At 64.5% G+C, this 26021-nt stretch carries 28 protein-coding genes; 20 read left to right on the forward strand and 8 right to left on the reverse strand.

Going from position 1 to position 26021, the window contains the following annotated elements; genetic code table 11:
• Nucleotides 1–29: 29 nt before the first annotated feature.
• The 5 genes from HPY67_04905 (at nucleotide 30) to HPY67_04925 (ending at nucleotide 2836) form a co-directional block, all read left to right on the forward strand.
• The gene (locus HPY67_04905) at nucleotides 30–560 is read left to right on the forward strand and encodes a hypothetical protein (GenBank protein NPV04054.1); all 531 of its coding nucleotides are present in this window, start codon (nucleotides 30–32) and stop codon (nucleotides 558–560) included.
• Entirely contained in the window at nucleotides 557–1198 is a 642-nt protein-coding gene (locus tag HPY67_04910) for a hypothetical protein (protein ID NPV04055.1), read from the forward strand. The genes HPY67_04905 and HPY67_04910 overlap by 4 nt, the downstream gene beginning before the upstream one ends.
• Before the next feature lie 225 nt (nucleotides 1199–1423).
• Nucleotides 1424–1867, forward strand: a complete 444-nt coding sequence (locus HPY67_04915; protein ID NPV04056.1) for an Hsp20/alpha crystallin family protein — start codon at nucleotides 1424–1426, stop codon at nucleotides 1865–1867.
• Between the two features lie 18 nt (nucleotides 1868–1885).
• Nucleotides 1886–2284 carry an Hsp20/alpha crystallin family protein gene (locus tag HPY67_04920; GenBank protein ID NPV04057.1) on the forward strand — a complete coding sequence of 133 codons (399 nt, stop codon included), beginning with the start codon at nucleotides 1886–1888 and terminating at the stop codon, nucleotides 2282–2284.
• 33 nt (nucleotides 2285–2317) lie between these two features.
• A complete protein-coding gene (locus tag HPY67_04925) occupies nucleotides 2318–2836 on the forward strand; it encodes an Hsp20/alpha crystallin family protein (protein NPV04058.1) in 519 nt (172 codons plus the stop codon).
• Nucleotides 2837–2901: 65 nt separating this feature from the next.
• On the opposite strand, the gene HPY67_04930 is transcribed toward HPY67_04925, so the two are convergent.
• Both HPY67_04930 and HPY67_04935 read right to left on the reverse strand, forming a co-directional pair.
• The gene (locus tag HPY67_04930; protein NPV04059.1) at nucleotides 2902–3687 is read right to left on the reverse strand and encodes an MBL fold metallo-hydrolase; all 786 of its coding nucleotides are present in this window, start codon (nucleotides 3685–3687) and stop codon (nucleotides 2902–2904) included.
• A gap of 145 nt (nucleotides 3688–3832) precedes the next feature.
• Nucleotides 3833–4228 (reverse strand): YjbQ family protein, encoded by a 396-nt coding sequence (locus tag HPY67_04935; GenBank protein ID NPV04060.1) that lies wholly within the window; start codon nucleotides 4226–4228, stop codon nucleotides 3833–3835.
• A 499-nt stretch (nucleotides 4229–4727) separates the two neighbouring features.
• On the opposite strand from HPY67_04935, the gene pilM reads away from it, so the two are divergent.
• From pilM to HPY67_04985, 10 genes are all read left to right on the forward strand, one after another.
• Nucleotides 4728–6638, forward strand: a complete 1911-nt coding sequence (pilM, locus tag HPY67_04940) for a pilus assembly protein PilM (protein ID NPV04061.1) — start codon at nucleotides 4728–4730, stop codon at nucleotides 6636–6638.
• Nucleotides 6639–6649: 11 nt separating this feature from the next.
• Nucleotides 6650–7183 (forward strand): hypothetical protein, encoded by a 534-nt coding sequence (locus HPY67_04945; GenBank protein NPV04062.1) that lies wholly within the window; start codon nucleotides 6650–6652, stop codon nucleotides 7181–7183.
• Between the two features lie 45 nt (nucleotides 7184–7228).
• Nucleotides 7229–7717 (forward strand): hypothetical protein, encoded by a 489-nt coding sequence (locus tag HPY67_04950; GenBank protein ID NPV04063.1) that lies wholly within the window; start codon nucleotides 7229–7231, stop codon nucleotides 7715–7717.
• A 39-nt stretch (nucleotides 7718–7756) separates the two neighbouring features.
• Entirely contained in the window at nucleotides 7757–9379 is a 1623-nt protein-coding gene (gene pilQ / locus HPY67_04955; GenBank protein NPV04064.1) for a type IV pilus secretin PilQ, read from the forward strand.
• On the forward strand, nucleotides 9376–10518 hold the full coding sequence (locus HPY67_04960) for an AAA family ATPase (GenBank protein NPV04065.1): 1143 nt from the start codon (nucleotides 9376–9378) through the stop codon (nucleotides 10516–10518). Before pilQ ends, HPY67_04960 begins: the two co-directional genes overlap by 4 nt.
• A gap of 97 nt (nucleotides 10519–10615) precedes the next feature.
• Complete coding sequence (locus HPY67_04965) at nucleotides 10616–12304, forward strand: type II/IV secretion system protein (protein ID NPV04066.1); 1689 nt, start codon at nucleotides 10616–10618, stop codon at nucleotides 12302–12304.
• 105 nt (nucleotides 12305–12409) lie between these two features.
• The gene (locus tag HPY67_04970; GenBank protein NPV04067.1) at nucleotides 12410–13645 is read left to right on the forward strand and encodes a type II secretion system F family protein; all 1236 of its coding nucleotides are present in this window, start codon (nucleotides 12410–12412) and stop codon (nucleotides 13643–13645) included.
• A 7-nt stretch (nucleotides 13646–13652) separates the two neighbouring features.
• Nucleotides 13653–14978, forward strand: a complete 1326-nt coding sequence (locus tag HPY67_04975; protein NPV04068.1) for a sigma-54-dependent Fis family transcriptional regulator — start codon at nucleotides 13653–13655, stop codon at nucleotides 14976–14978.
• 466 nt (nucleotides 14979–15444) lie between these two features.
• Entirely contained in the window at nucleotides 15445–15843 is a 399-nt protein-coding gene (locus tag HPY67_04980; protein ID NPV04069.1) for a prepilin-type N-terminal cleavage/methylation domain-containing protein, read from the forward strand.
• Nucleotides 15844–16030: 187 nt separating this feature from the next.
• Nucleotides 16031–16402 (forward strand): prepilin-type N-terminal cleavage/methylation domain-containing protein, encoded by a 372-nt coding sequence (locus tag HPY67_04985; protein ID NPV04070.1) that lies wholly within the window; start codon nucleotides 16031–16033, stop codon nucleotides 16400–16402.
• A gap of 12 nt (nucleotides 16403–16414) precedes the next feature.
• Here HPY67_04985 and HPY67_04990 read toward each other — a convergent pair whose 3' ends face one another.
• The 6 genes from HPY67_04990 to HPY67_05015 form a co-directional block, all read right to left on the reverse strand.
• Nucleotides 16415–18550: a tetratricopeptide repeat protein gene (locus tag HPY67_04990; GenBank protein ID NPV04071.1), complete on the reverse strand. Its 2136-nt coding sequence runs from the start codon at nucleotides 18548–18550 to the stop codon at nucleotides 16415–16417.
• A gap of 64 nt (nucleotides 18551–18614) precedes the next feature.
• Nucleotides 18615–19625: a flippase-like domain-containing protein gene (locus HPY67_04995; GenBank protein NPV04072.1), complete on the reverse strand. Its 1011-nt coding sequence runs from the start codon at nucleotides 19623–19625 to the stop codon at nucleotides 18615–18617.
• Nucleotides 19606–20337 (reverse strand): class I SAM-dependent methyltransferase, encoded by a 732-nt coding sequence (locus HPY67_05000; protein ID NPV04073.1) that lies wholly within the window; start codon nucleotides 20335–20337, stop codon nucleotides 19606–19608. Before HPY67_05000 ends, HPY67_04995 begins: the two co-directional genes overlap by 20 nt.
• 58 nt (nucleotides 20338–20395) lie before the next feature.
• Nucleotides 20396–21370 carry a glycosyltransferase family 2 protein gene (locus HPY67_05005; GenBank protein ID NPV04074.1) on the reverse strand — a complete coding sequence of 325 codons (975 nt, stop codon included), beginning with the start codon at nucleotides 21368–21370 and terminating at the stop codon, nucleotides 20396–20398.
• Nucleotides 21363–22472: a hypothetical protein gene (locus tag HPY67_05010; GenBank protein ID NPV04075.1), complete on the reverse strand. Its 1110-nt coding sequence runs from the start codon at nucleotides 22470–22472 to the stop codon at nucleotides 21363–21365. The genes HPY67_05005 and HPY67_05010 overlap by 8 nt, the downstream gene beginning before the upstream one ends.
• Nucleotides 22469–23431 (reverse strand): glycosyltransferase family 2 protein, encoded by a 963-nt coding sequence (locus HPY67_05015; GenBank protein NPV04076.1) that lies wholly within the window; start codon nucleotides 23429–23431, stop codon nucleotides 22469–22471. Before HPY67_05015 ends, HPY67_05010 begins: the two co-directional genes overlap by 4 nt.
• On the opposite strand from HPY67_05015, the gene HPY67_05020 reads away from it, so the two are divergent.
• The 5 genes from HPY67_05020 to HPY67_05040 all read left to right on the forward strand — a co-directional run bounded on the left by HPY67_05020 (nucleotide 23376) and on the right by HPY67_05040 (nucleotide 26007).
• A complete protein-coding gene (locus HPY67_05020) occupies nucleotides 23376–23564 on the forward strand; it encodes a hypothetical protein (GenBank protein NPV04077.1) in 189 nt (62 codons plus the stop codon). The two genes, HPY67_05015 and HPY67_05020, sit on opposite strands and share 56 nt — an antisense overlap.
• 249 nt (nucleotides 23565–23813) lie before the next feature.
• On the forward strand, nucleotides 23814–24380 hold the full coding sequence (locus HPY67_05025; protein ID NPV04078.1) for an RNA polymerase sigma factor: 567 nt from the start codon (nucleotides 23814–23816) through the stop codon (nucleotides 24378–24380).
• Nucleotides 24367–25059, forward strand: coding sequence for a hypothetical protein (locus HPY67_05030; GenBank protein ID NPV04079.1), 693 nt, complete (start codon nucleotides 24367–24369; stop codon nucleotides 25057–25059). The genes HPY67_05025 and HPY67_05030 overlap by 14 nt, the downstream gene beginning before the upstream one ends.
• Complete coding sequence (locus HPY67_05035) at nucleotides 25052–25513, forward strand: prepilin-type N-terminal cleavage/methylation domain-containing protein (protein ID NPV04080.1); 462 nt, start codon at nucleotides 25052–25054, stop codon at nucleotides 25511–25513. The genes HPY67_05030 and HPY67_05035 overlap by 8 nt, the downstream gene beginning before the upstream one ends.
• Nucleotides 25514–25533: 20 nt before the next feature.
• Nucleotides 25534–26007, forward strand: coding sequence for a prepilin-type N-terminal cleavage/methylation domain-containing protein (locus HPY67_05040; protein NPV04081.1), 474 nt, complete (start codon nucleotides 25534–25536; stop codon nucleotides 26005–26007).
• The last annotated feature ends 14 nt before the right edge of the window (nucleotides 26008–26021 follow it).

Raw genomic sequence — 26021 nt, forward strand, 5'->3', positions numbered from 1 at the left:
GAGAGGGGCGAAAGCGAGAAGGAGCGGACATGTCACAGGAAATCTGCCAGGCCATCCGGGGCCTTCTCGAGCGGATGGGGATCCCCTACGACGAGATCGATCACCCGCCTGTGGGCTCCTGCGAAGAGTCGCTGGCCTACCGCGGGCAGGCGGGTTGGAGCGGGGCGAGCAGCAAGTGCATCCTCCTGAAGGCCAAGGGAAGATACTACCTGCTCGTGACCACGGCCGAGAAGGAGATCAAGGCGAGGCTCTTCAAGAAGGAGTTCGGCACGAAGGACATCCGCTTCGCCAGCCGGGAGGAACTGATGGAGGTGACGGGCTGCGACCCCGGCTCGGTGCCCCCCTTCGGGCACCGGGACCCGGCGCTGCCCTTCTACGTGGACGAGGGAATCCTGCGGGCCGGGCATTTCATGTTCAACCCCGCCGTCCCCACGAAGAGCTTTCGGGTCGCCACCGGCGATCTCCTGCGGGTCTACTCGGCCGTGCCCAACCCCGTCAGCATCTTCGGCGAGGGCGAGGACGAGCGATTCGTGATCCGTCGCTTGGAGAAGGGGGCATGAGCGATCGGGAGCGGCAGCACGGGGTCCTCGGCCCCGAGCCGATGACCGTCCTGACGGATGTCCTCCTCGCGGTGGCGGCCGCCTGGGCAGGCACGAGGATCCTGGGCGTATCCGATACGCCCGTGCACCGCTATTTCGCCCTGTCGTTTTTCCTGACAGCCCTGGGGACCCTCGCGGGGGCGACCATCCACGCCACCCGGCACACGGCCCTCGTCCGGTGGGTGCCTCTTCTGTGGCGCATCACGGGCATCGCCGTCGGCACGTCCGTGACGGCCATGCTGGCCGGGACCTTCTATCACCTGCTCCCGGCCGATGATGCCGACATCCTGCGGTGGACCGTCCTGGGCCTCTCCCTCGTCTATGCCGCATGGATCTGGCGGGACTACCGGTTCCGCAATGTCATCGTCTTCTACTCCATCGCCATGGCGTTTGTGCTGGGGGCCATGGGGCTGAGCTACGTAACCACGGGCTCGCCGGGGGCGAAGCTCATCGCCGTCGGGATTCTCGTCAGCTTCGCCGCCGCCGCCGTCCAGCGCAGCGGCTTCCAACTGGGCCGCCACTTCAACCACAACGATATCTACCACGTGATCCAGCTGATCGGACTGTACTTCTTCTACCGGGGCGCCCTTGTGCTCTAGCCGCTGCTGCCTCGAATGTCTCCGGCGGCTCCCTTGACTGCCCGGCCGTCGTGACCCCCCCGAGAACCCGGCCTTTCCTGCCTCTTGCCCCCTCAACCCCTCCTTCCGCCGGTCTTGACAAGCCGAAAACCGGGTTTAATTTATCCGCAAAAACGCAGAGCGGGGGCATCGAAAAGGTTGGATCCCCGGGCGAAACCACAAACCGTGAAAGGAGGTTGAAGCGAGATGTTCTGGCCGGAATTTGGTCGATTCGGAAGGGTATGGAGCCCCTGGCGGGAAATGGAGCGGCTGCAGCGGGACGTCAACCGTCTTCTCTCGGCAGAGAGCGCACCCTATGCCACGTTCCCCGCGGTCAACATCTGGGTTTCCGATCAGGATGTCATCGTGACGGCCGAGGTTCCCGGGGTCGACCCGGCGAGTCTCGACATCACGGTCGCCGAGAACGTCCTTAGGCTCTCCGGTTCGAGAAAGCCGGAGGAGCTCAAGCCCGATGAGGTGTCCCATCGCCGGGAGCGCGCAAGCGGCGAATTCACCCGGAGCTTCCGTCTTCCTTACGCCGTGGACTCCGGCAAGGTGGAGGCCAGCTACGACAAGGGGGTTCTGACGGTCAGGCTGCCGCGCGCGGAGGCGGACAAGCCCAGAAAGATCGCGATCAAGACGCAGAAGTGACGAAAGGAGGCAACCCTCATGGCTGAGAAAGATATCCAGAAGAGAGAGGCTTCCTCGCCCGTTGAAACGGAGAGGACGAAGTCCATGAAGGTGTTCATCCCCCGGGTCGACATCCACGAAACCAAGGATGCCATCGTCCTGCTGGCGGACATGCCCGGTGTGGATGAAAAGTCCGTCGACATCACCCTCGAGAAGAACGTGCTGACCCTCACGGGCAGGGTCCAGCCCGCGTCATACGAAGGCTACCGCGCCGCCTACTTGGAATACGAGGCGGGCGACTACGAGCGGGCCTTTACCCTGTCCGACGAGATCGACCGCGACAAGATCGAGGCGTCGGTGAAGAACGGGGTCCTGAAGCTCACCCTCCCCAAGGCGGAGCCCGTGAAGCTCAGGAAGATCAGCGTGAAGTCAGCGTAAAGGCATTGCTATCCCGTGGAAAGGAGGCACACCATGGCGAACAAGATCAAGGATGTGGTCCCGGCGGGCCAGGCGAAGGCGACCCCGCCGGCGAGACGCGAGGAAGAGTTTCCTCTCTTCTCCCTCCAAAGGGAGGTCAACCGCCTCTTCGACGATTTCTTCCGCGGATTTGACCTCAGGCCCCTTCGCACGGCCGAGGAGCGTTGGGGCGGGTTCACACCGAAGATGGACCTCGAGGAGACGGAGAAGGAATACCGCATCACGGCCGAGCTCCCCGGCATGGAGGAGAAGGACGTGGAGGTTCTCCTGGCGGGCAATTCCCTGACCCTCAAGGGGGAGAAGAAGGAAGAGAAGGAGGAGAAGGGCAAAAGCTTCTACCACGTGGAGCGCTCGTACGGAACCTTCCAGCGCACGGTCCCGCTGCCCGAGGGGATCGATCTCAAGAAAATCGACGCCGAATTCAAGAACGGCGTGCTCACCGTCAGGCTGCCCAAGACGGCGGAGGCGAAGACCAAGGCCAGGAAGGTCCCCATCAAGAGCGGAAAGAAGTGAGAAAAAAGCCGGCAAGCGAAAGCAAGCCGGCTTTTCTTTGTCCCCGCCGTTCGCCGCACCGGGTTTCAGCGGTCCGAGGGGAGCCGGATCCTCATCAGGTCCTCGGCCAGCGTCAGCGGGCCCTGCCATGTCCTCCGGCACTGGGCCTCGATGTCGGCCGCATCGCACTCCGGGTAGAAGTGGGTGAGGACGAGCCGCTGGACCCCCGCCGCTGCCGCGGCGGCCCCTGCTTGGGACGGTGTCAGGTGTCCCTCGACTTGCATCCCGTCGGGCAGCGAGCACTCGCAGAGGAAGAGATCGGCCCCCCGGGCAAGCTCCACCAGCGCCTCGCAGGGGCCCGTGTCGCCCGAGTAGGCCACCACCACGCCCCCGGGCGCCTCGACGCGGTACCCGATGCTCATCTCCGTGTGCGCCATCGGCCGTGACCGCACGGTGATCGGCCCGGCCGCCCAGGCATCGGGAATGCGGCTGTCCAGCTCCCTCAGGGAAAAGAGGTGCTCGGGAAGGACAACCCAATCGCCGTACACGCCGGCAAGCCCGTCGAGATGCGTCCGCAGGCCCCGGGCGCCGACCACGGTGAGGGGGCTGCGCCTCCTGTAGGTCTCGGGGTACTTGGTGGCAAACAGGAAGGAGGCCAGCTCGCCTGAATGATCGGGGTGAAGGTGGGTGATGAGAACCCAGTCGATCTCGCCGATGCCCGTCCCCGCCTCGAGCAGCCGCCGCATCGTGCCGGGGCCGATGTCGATTAGGAGTTTCCGGCCGGCAGCCTCGAGCAGCAGGGCACTGGGGCTTCTCCGCAGAGAGGGCACGATGGTGCCGGAACCCAGAATCGTTACGGTGACCCCGTCCATCGCCGCCGACCTTTCCCGCCGCCTGCCTTCACCCTCCCGTTGATCCCCGCCCGTTGAGCGGGGCAACCGGCATGAGAAGAGTGCGGATCTCTTGGCCGCGGGCCGTCTTTCAGTCTCTGCTGCCGGTCATCGCGGCCTTCATCCGTCATCCCGGAATGACCTTGACGAACACCTGCCTCGTCCGGGGGCCGTCGAACTCGCAGAGGAAGATCGACTGCCAGGTCCCGAGAACGAGGCTTCCCTTTTCCACGACGATTGTTTCCGACGCCCCGAAAAGCGACGCCTTGATGTGGGCCGCCGAGTTACCCTCGCCGTGCAGGTAATCGCCCCGCAGGGGGATTGTCCTGTCCATCTGGGACAGGATGTCCCTGGGCACGTCGGGGTCCGCGTTTTCGTTGATCGTCACGGCCGCCGTCGTGTGCGGGACGAACACGCAGCAGATTCCGCTTTCGATTCCGCTTTCCCGGAGGACCGACCGGACCTGGCCCGTGATGTCGATCATCTGGGTTCGTGCCTGCGTCCTGACGGAAAATTGTCTCATCGCTCTCTCCCCGGTCATGCTGTGTCCGCGCCGCGGCTTTTCAGCGTTTGCATCAGCTCGAGACATTCCCATAGCAGATTTTCCGGGTCGGTGTCACCCGGTTTTGCGGGAAGTTCTCGTTACGCCGAGCCTTTTGCCATCCCCGGCAAGGGGTGGGAGCCCGGCGGCGCGGGCCTGCAAAATTTGTGGATGTGAAATGGAGGCAGCGCGTCCGCCATCCCCCGTCAAGGGTAAGTATTTGTTTTATGGCATATATTGTGCAATCGTTGCAGTCGTTTCCGGGTCCTAAAAAAGCTTGACAAAAAGAGCAAAATAGATAATGGTTTCAAAGGCTTTTCTTTTTGTGCGTAACTGTTTGGTATTATTCGCGATTTTTGATGGACCGCCTGGGGCCCCTGTTCTGGAGGGGTTTTGGGGATTTTTGCTTTCGTGACTCAGGGGTTCCGGCAGCGCTGACGGTTGCCGGCCGCCAGGGACTTTTTTCGACAAGAAGGTGAGCATGGCCTCCAATCGGGAAATTTCCTCCACGGAAAAACTTCTCAACGTCATCCGGGGAAAAGCGAAGGCGGCTCCCGATGCAGAGTCTTCCTACAGGCCCGTCGTGCCGAAGAGAAAAAAGGCAAGCCCCTTCTCGTCCCTCGCCCCCGCGTTCCAGAGACCCGTCACGGTTGGCATCGACATCGGCCACCAGGTCCTCCAGATGGTGAAAGTGGAAGAGACCGCCGCCGATCAGTGGCGGCTCGTCGATTTCCGGCGCGTGCCCGTACCCTCCACGATCACCCGGGGGACGCACGAGTTCACGGGCTTCCTGAAATCCGAGCTCGGGAAATTCTGCGGTCCCGCCAAGGGCCTTCAGCTCTGGAACCTCATGTCCTCGTCCAAGGTGGATGTCCGGTTCATCAAGGTCCCCAAGGTCCCGCGAAAGCAGCTCGAGAACGCCATCTACTGGACGGCCAAGCGGGAGCTCTCCTTCGAGGACTCGGACACGATCCTCGATTTCGAGGTCCAGTCCGATGTGGTGGAGCAGGGGATCAAGAAGACCTCCGTCATGGTCTACACGGTGCCGAGGCGCGAAGTGGAGGCCGTCGTCGAGCTCTTCAACGACGCGGGCTATCCCCTGAGCGGCCTCACCATCGCCCCTTTCGCCATTCAAAACCTCTTCCGGACCAAGTGGATGCCGACCTACGGCGAAACCCTCGCCAGCCTCTACATCGGCCGCGACGGCGCACGGATCGACATCTACTCCCGGGGCAGCCTGATCCTGACCCGGGACATCAAGACCGGCATGAACAGCATGGTGGAGTCTCTCGTGGAGGGCTACACGGACCGAAGGCGCCCCCCGGCCCGGGACATGCGGTGGAGCGGTGCCGCGGCGATGGACTTCACCATCACGCCCACGCAGGCCCACAAGCTCATCATGAGCCTCGACCCCGACGCGCCGGCCCTGACCCCCGACGATGCGGGACACGACCTCTCGGAAGAGGAAATCTTCGACATGGTCCGCCCGGCCCTCGACCGCCTCGTCCGCCAGGTGGAGCGCACCTTCGCCAACCTGGGAGGCGAGAAGGTGAGCCGGGTCTACATCTCGGGCGTCGTGAACGCCTACCGGCCCCTCATCGACTACATCGGGGAGCAGCTGGGGATCGAGAGCGGGGTGATCGACCCCCTGGACCCCTCCATTCCGTACATCTCCGGGTACACGGCACCCGCGACGTCCTCCGAGAAGGCCGCCCTCTCCGTAGCGGTGGGCCTCGCCCTGTCGGACAACACGAGGACGCCCAACCTCCTGTTCACCTACAAGGAAAAGGAGAAGATGGCCACGGTGGGCCGGGTGAACCGCGCCATCCTGTTCTCCCTGGCTGCCTTCATCATTGTGGGCCTCGGCACCTTCGCCTGGCAGGAGCGCATCGCGTCGAAGAAGAAAGCGGCCATCGCCGATCTCAACCAGCAGCTCTCGTCGCTCAACCTGATGGTCGACACGAAGCTGATCCTCCAGCTGGCGGCCAAGGACAGGGAGGAGCGGCGCCTGAAGAAGGAGTACAGCGAGCGGTACCTGGGCATGGCCGTCCTGAGCGAACTGTCCGCCCTGACGCCCGAGAATGTCCGGTTCCTGAAGATCAAGACGAGCCTGGGCAAGCCCGAGACGAAAGCCCCGCCCGCGGCCAAGGCGGCGGAAAAAGGCCCTGCGCCGGCGAAGCCGGCCGAGGCCGCGGCCAGGACCCTGGAGATCGACGGGATCGTCATGGGCGAAAGGAGCATGCTCGAGGGCACCCTGTCGAGCTACGTGCTGAGGCTCAAGGGGTCTCCCCTGGTGAAGGAGGCCACCGTGCAGCGGAGCGTCGTCGAGGCGCTGCAGCAGAACAAGGCCGAGGGGGAAGTCCTGCACTTCGTCCTGAACATCAAGCTCTAGCCTGGTGAGCCATGGAACTGAGGAAACACATGCCCTTTGCGACGCGAAGCCTGACGCTGCTGATTGCGGGGCTCGTCATCATCCTGATTCTCGTCTGGATCGGGTTTTACAACCACCGGACGATCGCACGGCTGGACGCGGAGATCCACGATCTGAACACGAAGATCAACACCCACCAGAGCTATGCGCCCATGACCAAGCAGCTCTTCGACCGGATGAAGGTCAGGGCGGAGCGGCATCTCCCGCTGCCGGCGAAGGCGAAACTCTCCGCGGAGCAGAGGGACCAGATCCCCCTGATCTTCCGCGAAATGGCCCAGAAGGCGAAGCTCGATCTCGTGTCCCTCAACCCCGACATCAACTCCCTGGTCGGGGGCTCGCCGGTCATGCTCGTGCATGCGACCCTGAAGGGGGACTACTATCACTTCCGGAATTTCCTGATCGAGCTGGGCGACCGGCCCTACCTCGAGAAGATCGAGGAGATCGAGATCCAGCAGTTGCCGGGAACCAAGGAGTTCCGGCTCAAGGTGTGGCTCGCCGTCGGCTGACCGGCCGCCGCAGGCATCCGCACGGACGACAGGGGAAAGGGCTCCATGAGCAAGCGTGAAAAGATCATCGTCGGCGTCATGATTTTCTCGATCCTCTTTGCCCTCGCGTACTACCTATCGCCCGCGATCACGAAGCCGGGGGCCAAGCCGGCGGATCAGTACACGGGGTCGGAGAAGATCATCCAGGAGATCGCCGCGGAGCTCAAGAAGGTGGCATCCTCCCCGACCGAGAGCTACGTGATCGCCAGGGCGGAAGCGGCCTGGGCGAAAGACCCCTTCTACAAGAAGGTCCAGCCCGCCGCGGCCAAGGCGGGGCCCGGGGGTGCGGGCGGACCGGACATCGTCTACTCGGGGTTTGTCGACATGGGCGAGAAGAAACTCGCCGTCATCAACGGCAACACGTACCAGGTCGGCGAGAAGCTCGATTTCGGCAGCGCCTTCTATCTCAGGAGCGTGGATGCCTCCCAAGTGGTGATCAACGACCGGCAGAACCAGAGAAACATCGTCATCAAACTGAAGGACGAAACCTTCTAGAGGAGACAGGCCTTGAAACCCAGAGCCCTTACCCGGTGGATGTGCTGGTGGTTCATCCCGCTGATCGGCCTGACGCTTGCGGGCTGCGCGAGGGACCTCAAGCAGGCGAAGGACCCCTTCTTCGAAAAGTGGAGCACCATGGCGGAGACCTCGAAGGGCCACTCGCCGACGCCGCGGGCGCGGATCATGGACCTGCCGCCCCTCGAGGAGGACGAACTCGTCACGGACGAGGCGGCCCGGAAGGAAAAGCCCCTGCCGACGCGGCGCGTGACGCTGCGGATGCACAACGTGGACATCAACGTGATCCTGCGGGCCCTGGCGCAGGCGGCCGACGTGAACATCATGCTGCGCTCCGGCATCAAGGGGGAGACCTCCATCAACATCGTGAACAAGCCCTGGGACCAGGCCTTCCTCGGGATTTTGAGGACCAACGGCCTCTCCTACGCGTGGGAGGGCGACATCATCCGCATCATGACCGCGGAGGACATGGAGCGGGACATCAAGCTCGAGGCCGCCCGGGACCGCATCCGCGGCCAGAAGCTCCTCACCATGGTCGTCTCCGTGGACTACGCCGACGCCGCGAAGCTCCGCGACAGCCTCAAGGAACTCCTCACGAAGGACAGGGACGGCAAGGTCCGCGGCTCCATCCTCGTCGACCAGCACACGAATTCCATGATCATCCAGGCCACCCGGGACGATCTCAAACGGATGATCCCCATGATCGAGCGGCTCGACAAGCCGACCGCCCAGATCCTCATCAAGGCCAACATCGTCGAGGCCTCGAAGGACACGGCACGGGCCCTCGGCGTGCAGTGGGGCGGCGTCTACGCCAACCGCTGGGGAGGGCAGAACTACTACATCACCCCCGGAGGGTCGGGCGGCTCGACGACGACACCCCCGACGGCGGGCAGCTACACGCCGACCTTCGGGTCGACGGGCATTGCCGGCCAGGGCTTCGGGGTGAACTTCCCGGCCAACGCCGCGGCCATCGCCGCCGCGGGCGGCGCGGGGTCCCTCGGCCTCATCTTCGGGACGATCGGCGGCAGCGTCCTCGAGATGCAGCTCCAGGCCCTGCAGAAGGACGGGAAGCTCAACATCCTGTCGAGCCCCTCCATCACGACGCTCGACAACCAGATGGCCTACACGGAAAACGGCGAGCGGGTCCCCTACGTGGCCACGAGCACCTCGAGCGGCGTCGTGACCCAGGAGGTCAAGTTCGAGGACGCCGTGCTGCGGCTCGAGATCACGCCCCACGTCATCGACGGCAAGAACCTCAAGATGAAGATCAAGGTCAAGAAGGACGAGGTGGACTCCACCCGCACCGTCCAGGGCAACCCCTTCATCATCAAGAAGCAGACGGAGACCACCCTCATCGTCCAGGACTCGGAGACCATCGTGATCTCCGGCCTGACGAAGCAGCGGAGCCTGCTGAGCGACTCGGGGTTCCCCGGCCTCAAGGACATCCCCGGGATCGGGTACCTGTTCAAGAGCGAGGACCGGTCAGAGACGATGGAGGAGGTGCTCATCTTCATTACGCCCCACATCCTGAAGGCGTCGGCCGCCCTGCAGGCGCCGCCTGCCGCCGCACCGGCGGCGAACGCGCCCGCCGCGGCCCCGGCGCCGAAGGAGGCCCCCGGGGAGAGCCCGGGCAAACAGCCATGAGTTACTTCGAGATCCTCAACCTCGACCGGGAACCCTTCTCCAATTCCCCGGAGCCGGAGTTCTTCTTCGAGGCCCCCCAGCACGTCAACTGCCTCCAGCAGCTGGAAATCTCCATCCGGCTGCGCCGGGGGCTCAACGTCGTCATCGGGGACGTGGGGACGGGGAAGACGACGCTCTCCCGCATGCTGATCCGCAAGCTCCACGGGGACGACACCGTGGAGTTCCACCTGCTGATGGACCCCGATTTCGGGGGGCCCATCCAGTTCCTCGCGGGCATCGCCCGGATGCTGGGCGCCGTGGACTCCGCCCATGGCCTCACGGAGTGGCAGCTCAAGGAGGCGATCAAGCAGTACCTGTTCCGCAGGGGGATCGACGAGGACAAGATCGTCGTCCTCATCATCGACGAGGGGCAGAAGCTCCCCGGGTTCTGCATCGAGATCCTTCGGGAGTTCCTCAACTACGAGACGAACCGCTTCAAGCTCCTGCAGATCGTCATCTTCGCCCAGCCGGAGTTCAACGCGATCCTGGAGCGCCGCGAGAACTTCGCCGACCGGATGAACGTCTGCCTGCGCCTCGGGCCGCTCGATTTCACCCAGATGCGCCGGATGATCGAGTACCGCATCGCCCAGGCGAGCCAGGCCGGCCACGACCCCGTCGAGTTCACCCTGCCCGCCCTGGCGGCCATCTATCTGGCCACGGGCGGCGTGCCGCGCAAGGTCGTCATGCTCTGCCACCAGGTCATCCTGGCGATGATCGTCCGCAACCGGTCGCGGGCGGGGTGGCGGCTCGTGCAGTCCTGCCTCCGGAACCGGGCCTCGTACCGAAGGAGGCGGCGCCGGATCGGGTGGGGGGTGGCCGCCGTGCTGGCGGTCTGCGTCCTGGCTGTTCTCACGGTGGTCTCGGCACGGCGTGACGGGACCGGCGTTTCGGGCGAGCGCGCGCTGCCGGCCTACCAGGCGCGGATCTCGGACAAGACCGTCCATCCCCTGGCCTCGGTGCCGCCGGTCCCCTGGCAGCCCGCGGCGGCCATCGCCGGCTCGCCGGCCGGCGCCGCCGGACCGGCTGCGGCTCCCCTGTTCCGGAAGAGCCTCCCGCGGGAGGGGGCCGCCCCGCAGGCGCCGGCGCAGGGGGTGCGCTGACCGCCGCCGGCCGTTGCGCCGGGCCGGGCACGGACAGACCCGAAAACCGAAAGAAGGGAAGGGCAACACCTTGAGAGTCCGAAAGAAGCTGGGAGAGATGCTCATCGATGCCGAGGTCCTCAACGAGGAGCAGCTGCGGCATTTTCTCGACGAGCAGAAGAAGACGGGGTTGAAGCTCGGCAAGCTGCTGATCCAGCAGGGCATCCTGTCGGAAACCCAGATGGTCGACCTGCTGAGCCGGCAGCTCAAGATCGAAAAATACCATCCCGACAAGTATCCCGTCGACCTGAGCCTCGCCGCCGTCTTCCCCGCCGAGACCGCCCAGAAGTACCAGGTGGCGCCGCTCAAGCGGAAGGGCCGTCTGCTCACGATCGCCATGACGGACCCGGTGGACATCAACGCCCTGGACTACATCGAGTCGCTCACCAACGAGGAGGTGGAAACGGTCGTCTGCACCGAGCGCGAGCTCAACCAGCTCATCGGCCAGATCTACGGCATGCAGTCCGGGCTGGGCGGCGTGCTGGAGAGCCTCGGGGAGATGACGATCGACTCGGGCGTCGACACCGAGGCGGCCGCCGAGTACACCGACGACCTGCAGGTGAGCCCCAGCTCCATCATGGGGATGGCCGAGGAGGCGCCCATCGTGCGCCTCGTGAACTCCATCATCTCCCAGGCCGTCCGGGAGGGAGCCAGCGACATCCACATCAGCCCCCAGATGAAGAACGTGCAGGTGCGGTTCCGCATCGACGGCCGGCTCCACGAGGTGCCCGCACCGCCGAAGCAGATGTTCCTGCCCATCATCTCGCGCATCAAGATCCTGGCGAACATGGACATCGCCACCTCGCGCATCCCGCAGGACGGCCGCTTCACCGTCAAGATGGAGAACAAGGAGATCAACGTCCGCGTCTCCTCCATCCCGACCATCTACGGCGAGAACCTCGTCCTGCGCCTGCTGGACATGGGCGCCGGCGTCTACTCGCTCGACCGGCTCGGCATGGTCAAGGAGGACCGCGAGAAGATCGAATCCATCATCAACAAGCCCTACGGGATGATCCTCAGCTCGGGCCCCACGGGGAGCGGCAAGAGCACGAGCCTCTACGCCATCATCCGGGAGATCAACCGGCCCGACATCCACATCATCACCCTCGAGGACCCCGTCGAGTACCGCGTCGAGAAGGTCCGGCAGGTCCAGCTCAACCGCAAGGCCGGCATGACCTTCGCGAGCGGCCTGCGCTCCATCCTGCGACAGGACCCCGACGTGATCATGGTCGGCGAGATCCGCGACGCCGAGACGGCGGGCATCTCCGTGCAGGCGGCCCTCACGGGCCATCGGGTCCTGAGCACCGTGCACACCAACGACGCCGCGGGGGCCATCACGCGCCTCATCGACATGGGCATCGAGCGGTTCCTCGTCTCGTCGGTGCTGCTGGCGACCTTCGCCCAGCGCCTCGTCCGGACGATCTGCCCGTACTGCGTGGAGCGCTACAGGCCCAACGAGAAGGTGATCGCCGCCTGGGGGCTGCAGGTCGACGGGGCCAATTTCCAGCGCGGCCGGGGATGCCCGGCCTGCATGGGCACGGGGTACCGCGGCCGGACGGGGATCTTCGAGATCGTCATCAACGACGAGGAGGTCCAGGACATGATCCTGCGGGGGATGGCCGCCCAGGAGATCAGCCGGACCCTCAAGCAGAAGGGAAAGCTGCGGACCCTCAAGGACGACGCGATGAGCAAGGTGCTCTCCGGCGTGACCACCATCGAGGAGGCCTCGGCGGCGGTGATGGTGTAAGAAGAGCAGAGGGTTGAGAGGAGAGGGCCGGGCCGAAGAGAGAAGCCCCCTCGTTTCCATTTTTCACGGTTCACTGGACACGGCCGGCGGATCACAGAATCAGCGATGCCGAAATATTCCTACGACGCCATCAACGAGACCGGTGCGAGCATCTCGGGCACGATCGAGGCGGATTCGCCCGACGCGGCCCGGACGCTCCTGCTCAACCGCGGCTGGATTCCTTCCCGGGTCGCCGGCGCCTCGGAGCGCGCCGCCATGCTCGGGATCTCCTGGGCGGGCCTGCAGCAGCGGGTGGGCGGGGTCTCGATGCAGGAGCTCATCCTCTTCACGAAGCAGTTCCGCACCATGTTCATCGCCGGCGTCCCCATCATGCGGCTCCTGGAAGTCCTCGAAGCCCAGGTGGCCAACCCGAAGCTCAAGCAGATCGTGACGGAGATCTCCCAGGACGTCCGCGAGGGCTCCCCGCTGTCCGACGCCATGGCGAAGCACCCCAAGACCTTCAACACCCTGTACCGGAGCATGATCAAGGCCGGCGAGGCCAGCGGCACGATCCCGGAGGTCCTGGCGCGGCTCATCTACATCCTCGAGCACGAGCACAAGATCAAGTCCGACGTGAAGTCGGCCCTGCAGTACCCCATCATCGTCGTGGCGGCCCTGGGGATCGCCTTCTTCGTCCTGCTCAACTACGTCATCCCCCGCTTCGTGGGCATCTTCGCCCGCGTGGGCGTCGAGCTGCCGTGGCCGACGAGGGTGAGCCTGTTCCTCCATCACCTCCTGACGGATTACTGGATGATCACGCTCGCGGTGCTGATTGCTCTGGTTGCGGGTGCGGCGTACTACTTCAGGACCGAGCAGGGACGCTATGTCCGGGATGCCTTCCTGCTGCGGATCCCCCTGCTGGGGCCCCTGTTCGTGAAATCGGCCATGTCCCGCTTCGCCAGCATCTTCTCCATCCTCCAGGCCAGCGGCGTGCCTGTCATGAACTCCCTGCAGATCCTCTCGGGGACGATCGGCAACACGGCCATCGCCCGGGAGTTCGACGAGGTGCGCGACCGAGTGGAGGAGGGCCGGGGGATCTCGGGGCCCCTCAGCACCGCGCGGTACTTCACCCCCATGGTCATCCAGATGGTCGCGATCGGCGAGGAGTCGGGCCAGCTCGACGAGATGCTCCAGGCCGTCTCCGTCCACTACGACGACGAGGTGGCCTTCGCCGTGAAGCGCCTCTCCGACGCCATCGGGCCGGTCCTGGTCGTGGGCCTGGCCTTCGTCGTGGGGTTCTTCGCCCTTGCCGTCTTCTTGCCCATGTGGGATCTCACCAAGATCGCCACCAAGGGGTTCTAAGGCCGACATGCAGAAATCACGGTTCCAGATCAGCCTCTACATCCTGATCCCGGTCATCTTCAGCGGCATCACGGTCCTTGCCGTGATCGTCACGTACCAGATCGTCGACTTCTACACGAAGTACCGGATCGAGACGCCGTGGATGCTCAGGACCTGGGGGATCGGCATCGCGCTGTTCACCTTCCTGTGCGCCCTGCTGGTGACGTGGCTCATCCTGCGGCCCATCAAGAAATTCATCCGCGACGCCGAGAACCTGCCGGCCTTCCCGAAGTCCCAGCTCCAGAGCGCCGTGAACCAGAAGGCCGACGACATCAGCCAGTTCAACATCATCTTCGAGCAGGTCACGAGCCTGCTCTCCAAGGTCGAGGCGCGCGAGCTCTTCCCCGAGATCATCGGCCAGAGCAAGGTCATGCGGGGGATCTTCAGCCAGATCCTCAAGGTGGCCCCGACGGACGCCACGGTGCTCATCACGGGAGAGAGCGGCACGGGCAAGGAGCTGGTCGCCCAGAGCATCTACCAGCACAGCCTCCGCAAGGAAGGGCCCTTCATCAAGCTCAACTGCGTCGCCATCCCCGAGGGGCTCCTGGAGAGCGAGCTCTTCGGCCACGAAAAGGGGGCCTTCACGGGCGCCACGGCGCAGAAGCGGGGCAAGTTCGAGCTGGCCCACGGGGGCACCATCCTGCTCGACGAGATCGGGGATATGCCGCTGGCGACGCAGGCCAAGCTCCTGCGGGTTCTCCAGGAAAAGGAATTCGAGCGGGTGGGCGGCACGAAACCCATCAAGGTCGATATCCGCATCATCGCCTCGACGAACAAGAACCTGATGAAACTCGTCCAGGAAGGAAAATTCCGGGAGGATCTCTTCTACCGCCTCAATGTCTTCTCCCTTCACCTCCCCCCTCTGAGGGACCGCCGGGAGGACATCCCCGCTCTCGTGCAGGGGTTCCTGGAAACGGCCCCGAAATCGGCCGAGATCTCGCCCTCGGCCCTGCAGCTCCTCATGGGGTTCCATTGGCCGGGCAATGTCCGGGAGCTGAAAAACGTGATCGAACGCGCCGCCGTGATGGCCGAAAACGGCATCATCGAACCCCAGCACCTCCCGGTCCAGATCTCGGGGGGCCTGGTCGGCCAGGCCATGCAGGAGGTGCCGGAGCAGGCCAACCTCGACGACCGGCTCGCGGAGATCGAGAAGCGGTTCATCATCGATGCCCTCACCCGGGCGGACGGTGTCCAGGTCAAGGCGGCCCAGATCCTGGGGATCAAGGAGCGCAGCCTGTGGCACCGGGTAAAAAAGTACAACATCGACGTCACGTCGATCAAGAAATCTACATAAAATGTAGGCATTACAACAATTTATGGCAGTTTTTCGGCCCCGGGAGGCAGGTTTCGGGCCCTCTCGGCATAAAAAATGCGGGCTCAAGTAAGCGATAACGCCGGGCATTCCCGTTTACCGGCTGTGCGGGTCTGCGCCGTGGCACGGATGATGCTCCGCAATTTTGCAGGTCATCTCGAAGGACCGGCATCCGGTTGCGGCGGCCGATCACCCGTTGACCAGGGGCTTCACCCCGCATGGCCCGGCCGGCCGGCAGGCACCGCGGGGATGGTCTCCAGGGCCCTGGGGACCGAAAAACTGTGGCAATACGGGATGAAATGATTTAAAATACGCCGCCTTTCGGATGGGCGCCGACGGGAAGGGGAAACCCGGACGCGCCAACCGGTCGCCGCACGAACGTGCGATAAATGGGGTTGTCGGAGTTTCGAGAGAGAACAAGTCTACACGTGAAGGAGGGCATTTGACCATGTCAAGGAGGCGATCGAAAGTGCGCAATCAGAAAGGTTTTACGCTGATCGAAATCATTGCCGTGCTCGTGATCCTCGGGATCCTCGCGGCGGTGGCCATCCCCCGGTTCATGGACCTGACCGACGTTGCCTCGAACAAGGCCGCGATGCAGGCCGTTGCGGAGGGGAAATCGAGATTATCCAATCAATTCGCCAGGAATCTGCTGATCGGAACGACGAACACGAGGGATTTTCTCCAGGCTCAATTTGCTGCATCGGCAGCCCTGCAGAATGCAGGCGACTACACGCTGCAGTACGTGAACGCGACCACGGCGAATGAAATCAGAGTCATCGCGACAGGCGTCGCTGCCCGAAACGTTCGAGGGACGGCTCAAAGCAACTGGACAATGCCGCAATAACCGTTCGTTCTCCTTTTCTTTCAACGGATCGACTGACGGGGGCCGCTCCTCCTTCGCGGCCTTGCGTCGAGCCGATCTTCCTTCTCTGGGGGGCTGCGGCCCGGCGGGGCCGCGCAGACGGTGCAGGGACGGGAAATGCGGTCTTGTTCAGGGTGCAAATCATAAAGAACGAGGCCATAACGAATTGATGTCTTTGACCGGGTCCCAGAGGGGGTTCACCCTGATCGAGTTGATCGCCATCCTCGTCATCCTCGGGGCGCTTTCCTCCGTTGCCATCCCGAAATTCTACGACCTCACCCGGGATGCCAAGAATCGCGCGGCACTCCAGGCCGTGATGGAAGGCAAGGCCCGTCTTTCCATGAACTATGCCCGGCTCTTCCTCGAAAACGGAAGGCCGCCCGCCGCGCCCGATCTCGTGGACGCCGTCGGAGCCACCACCAGCATCGGCGACTACATGTTGAGCTTCTCCTCCGTGGACTCCCTCTCCATCCTCGTCAGCGCGACGGGAAAACCCGGCGTCGGAGGGGCCAACAGCAGCGTCTGGCAATTGCCGCAATGAGCCGTTTTTCCTTCACGGAGCGGCCCGGCGCTGCTTCGATGCGTTTCCCGTTTTTTCCAGCTCCCGGATCATCTCCTTTCGGATAAGGCGGCCGAGCAGCCGGGGATTGACCTCGTAGGCCGCTACCCGGTTGTTGCGCGCCAGGGCGGCGAGCCACTCATCCAGCGGAGCATCGCCCTTGAGCGCCAGGCTGCGGACAGCCATGCGGGTCAGCGCCGGCTGCTCCCGCATCCGGTCGTAAAGTTCCACGAGGGCCAGGTGAGCCCTCGGGCTTGACGGGTTGAGGCGCAGAACCTCCTCCCAGCATTGAGCGGCCTTCTGCCACTGCCCCATCATGCGCCAAGCCTCACCCGAGATCTCGAGGGGGTGATAATCTCCCGGCCTTGATGCCCTCGCCCGAGCGGCCGCCCTCTGGGCGCCATGCGGGTCCCCTTTTTTCAGCAGGGCCAGTGCGTAGGCGGTCATCAACTCGCCGTGACGGGGATGATAGGTGGCGGCTTCCCGCAACAGCTTCGAGGCCCCCTCGATGTTTCCCTTCCGCAGCTTCACCGTCGCGAGGCCGACGACCGACAACGGGTGGCCGGGGTACTTCTCAAGGGCCTTGCGGAACTGGGCTTCCGCCTGATCGAAGTCCCCAACCCTGTCCATGTAGTAGAGCCCCAGATTGTAGGACGCAAGTCCGATCTGGCGCAGGTTCGAGTCCCGGTTCAGCGCCTCCGCCGCCTTCAGTTCACGGAAGGCCTCTTCGTACATTCCCGCTTCATAGTAATGCTTCGCCAGGTTGATACGGGGACGGCTGAGGTTCGGTGCCTTGCGGACGTTGTCGAGCCAGAGGTGGACATCGGAGCGAACCACGTCGTTGCGCTCGAAGGTCGTGTGCCCCTGAAAGGCCATGAGCAGCGCGAGCGACCCGGCGACGAAGTACTGGAACCCCCGATTGTAGGCGAAGTGATCCAGACAGAGGACCATGCCGTGCGCGATGGGCACGAAGAAGAACATCGAGGGGATGTAGTTGCGGTGCTCGAAGATCAGCTCCAGGGGGATCAGGGTCCCCTCGACGAGGTGATTGAGAAAGAAAAAGAGGACCGCGAAGGAGAGCAGGGGATATTGCCTTGCCTTCAGGATTGCGAACGCGAGGCTGAGGATGATCCCGAGGATGGCCGCAGCGGTCGTCCAGGGATCGATCAGGCTGCGGGAGATCTCGATGTCATGAAGGAACATCAGCCGGGACGGGATCGGGTACAGGAGCAGCGACACGTACAGCCAGAACACCCGGGCCTGCGTCAGGAGCCGCTCCACCGGCGAAAACGGCCTCACCCCCGACTCGTAGACGGCCCGCTCCATGGTGAGGTCGGTGTACAGCAGGCCCAGCCCGAGCACGACGGCGAGCGGCAGGGGCGACCACTTCAGGGCGCGCCTCCAGGTCCCCGCCGAGATTCCCTGGATGAAGAAAACGTCGTAGAGCAGAACGGCAAGAGGCAGGACGGCGGTGTTTTCCTTGGTGGCGAACGCCGCCAGGGCGGCCGCACCGCAGAGGGCGCCGCCCGCGACACGGCCGCGCAACGTCTGCGCCGTGCGCGCCCGCGCGTAGAAGTAGAGGGCCGTCACGTAGAAAAGCCCCGCCATGCTCGCCATGCGCTGCACGATAATCGAGACGGCGTGGACGTGCAGGGGGCTTGTGGCCCAGAGAAACGACGACAGCAGCGCCATGGGGTACGCGACGGCGCCGAGCGTCTGCCGCATGGGAGGCAGCGTCAGGGTCAGCCGGATCAGCAGGAAGAGAAAGAAAGACGACAGGACATGAATCAGGAAGTTGACGACGTGATAGCCCGTGACGTCCGTTCCCCCGGCGAGGTAATTCAGGGCGAAGGAGGCGTATGCGGCGGGACGGGCGACCCTCTGGGCGCCGGTCCCGTATGTCGGCCCGTAAAAGGATTTCCTCAGCTCGTCCCAGTCGAGGGACTGCATGCGGATGCTGGGGTTGTCGACGATCGTGATGTAATCATCGAAATGCCAGTCCCCGTGGAAACTGTTCGAGTAGACGGCCAGCAGGACGGCGAGCAGCGCGGCGAAGGCGAACACGGTCCCGCGGTCGGGAGTGACCGCGATCCTTGTTTGGAACGTGAACCCATTTTCTTTTGTCAGCATGGTGTCTCCGCACATGCGGGCTCGGGCGTTTTCGGCCGAACGGTGCGCCGTCTGCGGTCAGCGCTCAGGGCTCGCCGTCCCGGACGGCCGCGAGCTCCCTCGTCAGGATGCAGCTGAAGATCGGGCCCAGCGTGAACGCGAGGAGAATCGTCACGGCGCGGATGACGAGCGACGCGAGAAACCCCATCTCTCCGCCCGCGCCCAGCAGCGCCGCCGCCAGGCCTGCCGCGATTTCCTGCACCCCGAGATTCCCGGGAGTGATATTGATGAGAAACGCAAACGAGGTCAACAGGTAAATCAGCAGTGCCGTCCGCCAGGGGACGGGGGACCCGATGGCGTGAAACGCCGCAACGTAAAGGAGCGCCCCGAGGGCGACATTGAACAGGGTGATGCCGAGGAGCCTTGCGAGAAGCGCCCGGTCCCGGCGCATGCGGGCGAAGCCCTCGAGGACCTGACGGGCGCGGAGCGGCAGCCGGTGCCGCCCGGCGAGACCCTTCAGCGGCACGAAGAGGGAAAGCGACAGGATGGACAGCGCCGCGGCGAAAAAAAGGAGAAGCGGCCACAGGCTCCGGTCTTCCGCCGCCAGCGGGAGCAGGACGGCCGTCCCCGTGACGCTCACGACGGCGATCACGATCATGTAGTTCGAGGCCAGCACCGCCGCGAAGTCGGTGTAGGGGAAGTCGTGACGCCGCTTCAGGTAGATCGCCCGCGCAAAGAGCCCGCCCGAGAAAGGGGTCAGATAGTTGCCCATCGCAGTCACGGCGGCCAGCCCGAACCATTCCCTGGGGGCGAGGTCGATCCCGAATTGTTTCGACACCACGCGCTGGTAGATGCCGTTCGTCGCCATGGCGAGCAGGCCCAGGACGGACAGGAGCAGCGCGTCCCACGGGGAGAGGAGCAGCAGGTGCCCGACCAGAGCGGGGTGGTACCAGAGATAGGCGCAGATTCCCGCGACGGCGGCCAGGAGTGCGGCCAGCGACGCCGCCGAGCGGATGGTGCCCCGGCCCCGCGGCGCCTTCCCCGATCGCGCATCGGCCGCTGCCTGCGCGCAGGCGTTATGATCGGCGTTTGCCATCCGCTTCTCCGGCAGGCTTTCGAACTTTCAGGGTGAGGAATGCCGCGTGCCTCGGGTCCAGTTTGGCGAGAAACCCCGGCAGGGGATAGTACCCGGACCCCAGCGTGCGCTCGATGGTGAACCCGTGCACGAGGAAGATCTCCCTCAGCCCCCGATACGAGAAGACGCGGCGGTGCTGCCAGCTGCCCGGGGATTCGGCTTCCTCGCCCTGGTGGAGGGCGAGGGGGTTGCCGATCTGGAAGCGCCTCTCCGACACGTTGGTCAGGGAGAAGGGCTGCCACCCCAGGACGAGGGAGAGGATGTTGTGCCATCCGGCCAGGTTCTCCGTGCAGATCACGGCATAGCCGCCGGGCTTCAGGGTCCTCCGAATCTCCCCGATGAATCGATCCGTGTCGGCCAGGTGCTCGATGACCTGATTCGCATGGACGGCATCGAAGAACTCGTCGGGAAACGGGAAGCGTTCGTTGAGGTCACCCGGGCGTGCGGCGATGCCCTTGCGCTCGGCGTGCCTTCGCCGCTCGTCCACGATCTCGATGCCATAGAGGCGGGCGTTGCCGATCCTGGCGCCTGCCCGCAGCGTCCATTCCCCGTCGTCGCAGCCGCAGTCGAGCAGGGCGACTTCCCGCGCCGAGGGCTCGAGGCACTCGAGGATGCACCGGCGGTGGTCCGAGACCGCCCGGTTGCGCATGTTCCGGAGGACTGTCTTGATCATGCCGTGCAAGGGTCAGCCCCTTTCCCCCGAACGGGGCGTGTGCCTGATGGACGGGGCCTCACGAGGCACCCAGGATTCTGCGGACCTGCCATTTCAGGATCCCGAGGCCGAAAGCGGCCGCCACGGCGGGCAGGCAGACGGCCACGACGGCCACGTCGCTCAGCCTGCGGCTCAGGTAGGCGACGGCTCCCGCATAGGCGGCGATCCCCAGGCCGGCGGCCGCCTTTCCGAACCGGGAGTCCAGGGCGGCAAGCAGCGAGGCCAGCCCGATGACCCCCCATACTGCGAGGTAAGGCCTGAAGTACCGCCCCCCGGGCCGGAGGTAGTAGTCCGCGAAAAGCGGTCCCCGCCGGAAGGCGTGCGGCAGCACGGAGCCGGCGGATGTCCTCTGGATGTACCGCACCTCGACGCCGGTGAAGCGCAGGATCGGCCTCGTCGCGACGATCGTCCTGAGGATGCGCGTGTCATCGCTCGTTTCCATTCCCCGGTTGTCCGGCTGGCTGGCAAGCCAGCGATCGCGGCTGCACACGAAGCATCCGGTTCCCTTGGGCGCCCGGTCGAAGTTCTCCTCCGTGATCCAGTAATCGCCCCGCGCGTCCGAGGGGGGGTAGAAGGGGGCGTAGATCCGGCAGCGCAGGAGGTGGAAAAAACGGGCAAACCCCCAGAGGCTCCCGTCGTAGTCGCGGACATCGGGGATGGCGGGCTCGTACGCACGTGCCTCGATGGCCTTCAGCAGGCCCCGCCCGGGAAGCACACGCACATCGTTGAAAACCAGCGTCTCGAACCGGGCCTCCTTGGCGCCCCGGATCCGCGCCTCGATGCGCCCCCGGTTTTCCGGCAGCCGGATCAGCCGGACGGGGAACCGCGAAGCGATCGCGGCGGACTCGTCCGTGGAGCCGTCATCGACCACGACGATCTCGAATCGCTCCCGGGGGTATTCCTGGCCGACGAGCGCCGTGAGGCAGGCCTCCAGGGTCTCCGCGCCGTTGAAGACGGGAACGATGACAGAGAAGGTTGAAACGGGCTCAGCCATGGGACTCCAGAAACCGCTCCAGGTGATCCACGATGGTGCGGGAGGGGGAGACCGCCTCGTCCCCGTCGCCCCGCCGCCTGAGGGTCGGCAGGGCCTTCAGGAAGTGCTCGACCCTCTCGCGGGAGAAGTCTGCCAGCATCGCGTTTTCGCCCAGCCCCTCCATCCGTTCCGTCTTGGCCCGCATGATGAGGCATGGGATGTTGAGGCTGTAGCATTCCTCCTGGATGCTGCCCCCGTCGGTGACCGCGAAATCGGCCCCGGCCAGGAGTTCCAGGAATTTCAGATAGGGCTGCAGGGGGATCATCTCCACTGTCCCGCAGCGCTGCAGGCGCTCCATGAGGTTGAGCCGCTCGAGCCGCCTGCGGGTCGGCTCGTGGAGGACGAACAGGACACGCCGCTCCCCGGCGATCCGCTCGAGGATGCCGGTCAGCGCCCGCATGCGGGCCGGGGAGAAGAGGGTTTCCGTGCGGTGGATCGTGACGACGGCATACGGCCCGGCGGGACGGTCCTGCCCTGTGCGCCGTGCCCGGGCGAACCGGACCGTGTCGATGACGGTGTTTCCCCCGGCGTGGACCGACTTCGCCCCGTAGCCCATACGGCCCAGGTTGTCCATGGCCCAGTCCGAGGGGGCGAAGAGGATGTCGCTGAAGCGCATGGCAACGAGCCGGATCATCTCCTCGGGGAAAGGGTCCAGGAGGTGATGGCTTCTCAGCCCCGCCTCGACGTGGGCGACCGGGATCCCGCACCGCTTGGCATAGAGCAGCGAAAAGAGCGTGGTCAGCGTGTCCCCGTGGATGATGCAGACCCCTTTGCGGTCCCCTCGAAAGATCGTCCGGGCAAGGTCCTCGCGGGGGGTCAGGAGGCGCAGCAGCGTCTCCAGCGTCCAGAGCGCCGCCTGGCCGAGGGTTGCGATGTTCGCCGCCCGGGGCCGCAGATGCGTGTCGGCGCCGCGGAGGCCGAATTCGCCGGCCAGGTCCGCCGTGATGGCCGCGTGCTGGCCCGTTTCGATGAGATGGAAGGGGAGGCCTCGGCGATTCATTTCCATCATCAGGGGGGCCGTCTTGATGAACTGGGCCTTCGTTCCGATAAACACGTGGATCATGTCGGCTGCGCAGGGCCTCCCCGGGGGTCCTCCTCTCCGCCCGGAGCGTTCGGCGGGCATTCGCTCCGGTCGAAACGCAACTGGGCCACCTGCTCGGAGACCAGGCCGACCATGAAGACGACGACTGCCATGGTCATCAACATGGCCGAGGTGGGTCCGTAGCGGGCATCGAAATAGAAGATGCGGATCAGGCCGTAGGAGAGTCCCAGCAGGAACATGGCGAGGCTCACCGGCAGGAACACCTTCATGGGCGAAAAGAGGGTCGCGATCTTCAGGATGATCATGAAAAAGCGGACGCCGTCCCGGATGATCCGGATCTTGCTCTTGCCCACGCGGCGCGAGGTCTTCACAGGGACGTACTTCAGGCTCCTCCCGGAGCGGACGATGGACAGGGTCAGCGTCGTGGGGTACGAGTAGGTGTTCGGCAGCAGGTACAGAAACGCTCGGGCGGCGTGGGCCTTGATGGCCCGGAACCCGGAGGTCAGGTCCTCGATCCGCCGATTGCAGACATACGACGCAAACCCGTTGTAGATCATGTTGGCCAGGTCCCGGTGGAGGCTGGTCTCCGATTCCTTCGTGCGGGCGCCAACGACCATGTCGTGCGTCCCCACGTGCTCGAGAAGCCGGGGGATGTCCGCGGGGTCATGCTGGCCGTCGGCGTCCATCATGACGATCACGCGGCCCCGGGCCTCGCGGATGCCGGTCTTGACGGCTGCCCCGTTCCCGATGTTGTAGGGGTGCGAGACGACCCGGGCCCCCTTCTCCCGCGCCCGTGCGGCGGTCCCGTCGGTGGAGCCGTCGTCGACGACGATGACCTCCCAGGGGCGACCCAGCGGCTCCATGACCGCACCGAGCCGCTCGAGCAAAGGGGCAATCCCCTGTTCCTCCTGGAAGGCAGGCAGAATGATGCTGATTTCAACAGGTGATTCTGGCGCAGCGGTCAACGGCCCAGTTTCCATCCTTGCGGAGAGTGCCGGCGCATCGCTTGCAAAACGTCGATTCCTGCCGGCCGGTTATTATGATTATTATTCAACTAACATGCCAGAAAAGCCGGCAAAAGGCATCCGGCATAAGGCGTGCAACAATCAATAATTCAAAAAAATCAAGCCGATTCCCTGCTTGCAATCCGCGGGAAAGCCTGCGGGCCCCGATGCCCCGCGTTCCCGTTGCAAGGGTTGCATAAAATGTCCCTATAACGGCCCCTGGAAAAAATCAAGGGAAAGCTCCGATATAAAAAAGCTTTTCTCCCCGGCGAATATCGTCTAATAAGGACGGGGAGCGCCCTTTTTGTCACAGAAGATGCATAATTAGGATGTGACTTTTTTCCGGTCCGATTTGTATATGAAGCAGGTCGACGAAGGGGAGATCATCGGTCGAGTCCTTTCGGGGGACCGCGAGGCCTTCGCCGACCTGGTCGATGCGTACAAAGGGCCGGTTTTTCGGCTGGCCTTCCGGATGACGGGCAACATCCGGGACGCCGACGACCTGACCCAGGAGATCTTTCTCCGGGCCTTTCAGTCCCTGGCACGCTTCAGGCCGGGGGAGAGATTCTTCCCCTGGCTCTACACGCTTGGCCTCAACACGATCCGCAACCACCTCCGGAAAAGGAAGGCCATGCCGCAGGAAGAGTCGGTGCAGGGCATGCCGGAAGCACCGGATCCCTGCGGCGGCCCGGCCGATGAGGCCCTTTGCCGGGAGCGGAGCCGGCGGATCCAGGGCTATCTGATGAGGCTTTCGCCCGCGGTCCGCGAGACCCTGGTCCTGCGGTTCTACGAGGGGATGAGTTTCGAGGACATCGCCGGCCTGACGGGCGATTCCCTGGGCGGCGCCAAGATGAAGGCCTACCGGGGCCTGGAAAAGATCCGGGCGATGATGGAGGAAGACGGGTTTGACCATGACGAATCGTGACGCCGAGCGGTTCAGCAACTTGGACCCCGATCGGACCAGGGAACCCATCGTCGAGGAACCGGTCGGGAAGGGCCCCCTTCGCGGCAGCGGCGGTGAAGGCCTCCGTTGGGAGAAGTTCGATGCGATCGCCCGGATGATGTGTGAGGAACCTGCGCCCGAGCCGCCGGCCGGCCTGGGTGAACGTGTCATGGCCCGTGTCCGGGCCTATCGGCCGGCACCCTGGAAGATTTTCGTCGAGGCCCTGCTGAAGCCCCGCGCGGTCAGCTTTGATCCGATCCGGGCCCTGCGCGCCCCCGTGTCCGGGCAGGAGTGCTCCTTCTATTTCATCATGGTGGGCGTTTTCCATGCCGTCCTCGGCGTGATCCTGATGGCCGGCCTGCGCGGCTTGGACGCTTACCCGGGCTGGCTCCGCTGGCAGCCGCCGATCGCGCTCGTCACGGCCGCGTGCATGGCGGCCATTGGCCTCTGTCTGCTGAAAGACGGCAATCTGGCCTTTCGTGCGGCACGGATCGGGGCCCTGGTCTATCTCGGCTTTGCCGTTCTCAACGGTGTCTTCGTGTCCCTGGAATGGAGCGTCCCCGTTTCGGCCTATGCGTCGCTGCTATCGGCGCTCATCGGGCTGCCCACGGGTTTTTTCCTGATCCGGACCCTGCAGAACTATGGGAAACGGTATGCGTAGAGTGATTCCAAAAGGCAGGTCCTGCGGGCAGGGCGGGTTCACCCTGTTCGAGATCATCGTGGTGCTCCTGCTGCTCGGGGTTGTCACCTATTTTGCCGCCACGAGGCTGTTCTCCGACGACGCGCCCACCCGGACGGCCGAGCTGGAGCTCGTGAAGAACCATCTGCGCTACGCCCAGTCGAGGGCCATGAACTCCGAGAGCAGCTGGGGGATCAAGTTCGGGTCGTCGACGCGGTACTGGCTCTTCAGGGGCACCGATGAAAACACGGTGATCCGCCTTCCCGGCGTCGAGTCGTCGGACGGTGTCATGCAGCTCGGCGCCATCCAGGTCACGCCGCCTTCGGGAAACAAGATCACCTTCGACTCCTTTGGGAGCCCCGGCGCAGCGACGATTACCCTGTCCACGACCGCCGGCAGCATCACCGTTACGAAAAACACGGGCTTCATCCCCTGATCCGCGGAGGTGAAAGAGACATGGAGAGGACGGCAAGGCAGCTCAAAGGGCCCGCACCAAGCCTCGGACATCGCGGGTTTACCCTGCTGGAGGTGATCGTCACAATCGTGATCGCCGCCATCATGGGGGTGTTTTTCGCCCAGTTCGTCGGAACGAACGTCATCCGGAGCGCCGACCCGGTCTACCGGGTGCAGAACCTCTCCGGTGCCGCCCACATCATGGAGTACATGAACGCGGACTACAAGAGGCTGGCCGCCACCCAGTCGAACTTTCTGACCATCTTCAAGGACTACGTCGCGTACGGGAACACCACGGCGAAACCCGCGGGCTACGAGGGCTACCCGTACTATGGGCCCTACCAGATCGTTTATAACGATTACATCAAGTTCGTCTCCGGCGCCGAGCAGCCGGAGACGGACCCCGCCAATCAGCGGGTCCTCAAGGTCACAATCCGCCGTGGCGACCAGGCCGTGACCGCCCTGTTCACCCGGTAGCGAAGCGGGGATGC

Source organism: Syntrophaceae bacterium (assembly GCA_013177795.1).
Lineage (GTDB): Bacteria > Desulfobacterota > Syntrophia > Syntrophales > UBA2192 > UBA2192.

Excerpts from the sequence above, each read along its gene's own strand:
- HPY67_04920 (NPV04057.1), top strand. The coding sequence starts at position 1,886 with ATGGCTGAGAAAGATATCCAGAAGAGAGAGGCTTCCTCGCCCGTTGAA.
- HPY67_05015 (NPV04076.1), bottom strand. The coding sequence starts at position 23,431 with ATGGAAACTGGGCCGTTGACCGCTGCGCCAGAATCACCTGTTGAAATC.
- HPY67_04925 (NPV04058.1), top strand. The coding sequence starts at position 2,318 with ATGGCGAACAAGATCAAGGATGTGGTCCCGGCGGGCCAGGCGAAGGCG.
- HPY67_04980 (NPV04069.1), top strand. The coding sequence starts at position 15,445 with ATGTCAAGGAGGCGATCGAAAGTGCGCAATCAGAAAGGTTTTACGCTG.
- HPY67_04990 (NPV04071.1), bottom strand. The coding sequence starts at position 18,550 with ATGCTGACAAAAGAAAATGGGTTCACGTTCCAAACAAGGATCGCGGTC.
- HPY67_05040 (NPV04081.1), top strand. The coding sequence starts at position 25,534 with ATGGAGAGGACGGCAAGGCAGCTCAAAGGGCCCGCACCAAGCCTCGGA.
- HPY67_04935 (NPV04060.1), bottom strand. The coding sequence starts at position 4,228 with ATGAGACAATTTTCCGTCAGGACGCAGGCACGAACCCAGATGATCGAC.
- HPY67_04945 (NPV04062.1), top strand. The coding sequence starts at position 6,650 with ATGGAACTGAGGAAACACATGCCCTTTGCGACGCGAAGCCTGACGCTG.
- HPY67_05035 (NPV04080.1), top strand. The coding sequence starts at position 25,052 with ATGCGTAGAGTGATTCCAAAAGGCAGGTCCTGCGGGCAGGGCGGGTTC.
- HPY67_05010 (NPV04075.1), bottom strand. The coding sequence starts at position 22,472 with ATGATCCACGTGTTTATCGGAACGAAGGCCCAGTTCATCAAGACGGCC.
- HPY67_04950 (NPV04063.1), top strand. The coding sequence starts at position 7,229 with ATGAGCAAGCGTGAAAAGATCATCGTCGGCGTCATGATTTTCTCGATC.
- HPY67_04960 (NPV04065.1), top strand. The coding sequence starts at position 9,376 with ATGAGTTACTTCGAGATCCTCAACCTCGACCGGGAACCCTTCTCCAAT.
- HPY67_04905 (NPV04054.1), top strand. The coding sequence starts at position 30 with ATGTCACAGGAAATCTGCCAGGCCATCCGGGGCCTTCTCGAGCGGATG.
- HPY67_04965 (NPV04066.1), top strand. The coding sequence starts at position 10,616 with ATGCTCATCGATGCCGAGGTCCTCAACGAGGAGCAGCTGCGGCATTTT.
- HPY67_05020 (NPV04077.1), top strand. The coding sequence starts at position 23,376 with ATGATGCTGATTTCAACAGGTGATTCTGGCGCAGCGGTCAACGGCCCA.
- pilM (NPV04061.1), top strand. The coding sequence starts at position 4,728 with ATGGCCTCCAATCGGGAAATTTCCTCCACGGAAAAACTTCTCAACGTC.
- HPY67_04970 (NPV04067.1), top strand. The coding sequence starts at position 12,410 with ATGCCGAAATATTCCTACGACGCCATCAACGAGACCGGTGCGAGCATC.
- HPY67_04910 (NPV04055.1), top strand. The coding sequence starts at position 557 with ATGAGCGATCGGGAGCGGCAGCACGGGGTCCTCGGCCCCGAGCCGATG.
- HPY67_04930 (NPV04059.1), bottom strand. The coding sequence starts at position 3,687 with ATGGACGGGGTCACCGTAACGATTCTGGGTTCCGGCACCATCGTGCCC.
- HPY67_04985 (NPV04070.1), top strand. The coding sequence starts at position 16,031 with ATGTCTTTGACCGGGTCCCAGAGGGGGTTCACCCTGATCGAGTTGATC.
- HPY67_04995 (NPV04072.1), bottom strand. The coding sequence starts at position 19,625 with ATGGCAAACGCCGATCATAACGCCTGCGCGCAGGCAGCGGCCGATGCG.
- HPY67_04915 (NPV04056.1), top strand. The coding sequence starts at position 1,424 with ATGTTCTGGCCGGAATTTGGTCGATTCGGAAGGGTATGGAGCCCCTGG.
- HPY67_04975 (NPV04068.1), top strand. The coding sequence starts at position 13,653 with ATGCAGAAATCACGGTTCCAGATCAGCCTCTACATCCTGATCCCGGTC.
- pilQ (NPV04064.1), top strand. The coding sequence starts at position 7,757 with ATGTGCTGGTGGTTCATCCCGCTGATCGGCCTGACGCTTGCGGGCTGC.
- HPY67_05025 (NPV04078.1), top strand. The coding sequence starts at position 23,814 with ATGAAGCAGGTCGACGAAGGGGAGATCATCGGTCGAGTCCTTTCGGGG.
- HPY67_05000 (NPV04073.1), bottom strand. The coding sequence starts at position 20,337 with ATGATCAAGACAGTCCTCCGGAACATGCGCAACCGGGCGGTCTCGGAC.
- HPY67_05030 (NPV04079.1), top strand. The coding sequence starts at position 24,367 with ATGACGAATCGTGACGCCGAGCGGTTCAGCAACTTGGACCCCGATCGG.
- HPY67_05005 (NPV04074.1), bottom strand. The coding sequence starts at position 21,370 with ATGGCTGAGCCCGTTTCAACCTTCTCTGTCATCGTTCCCGTCTTCAAC.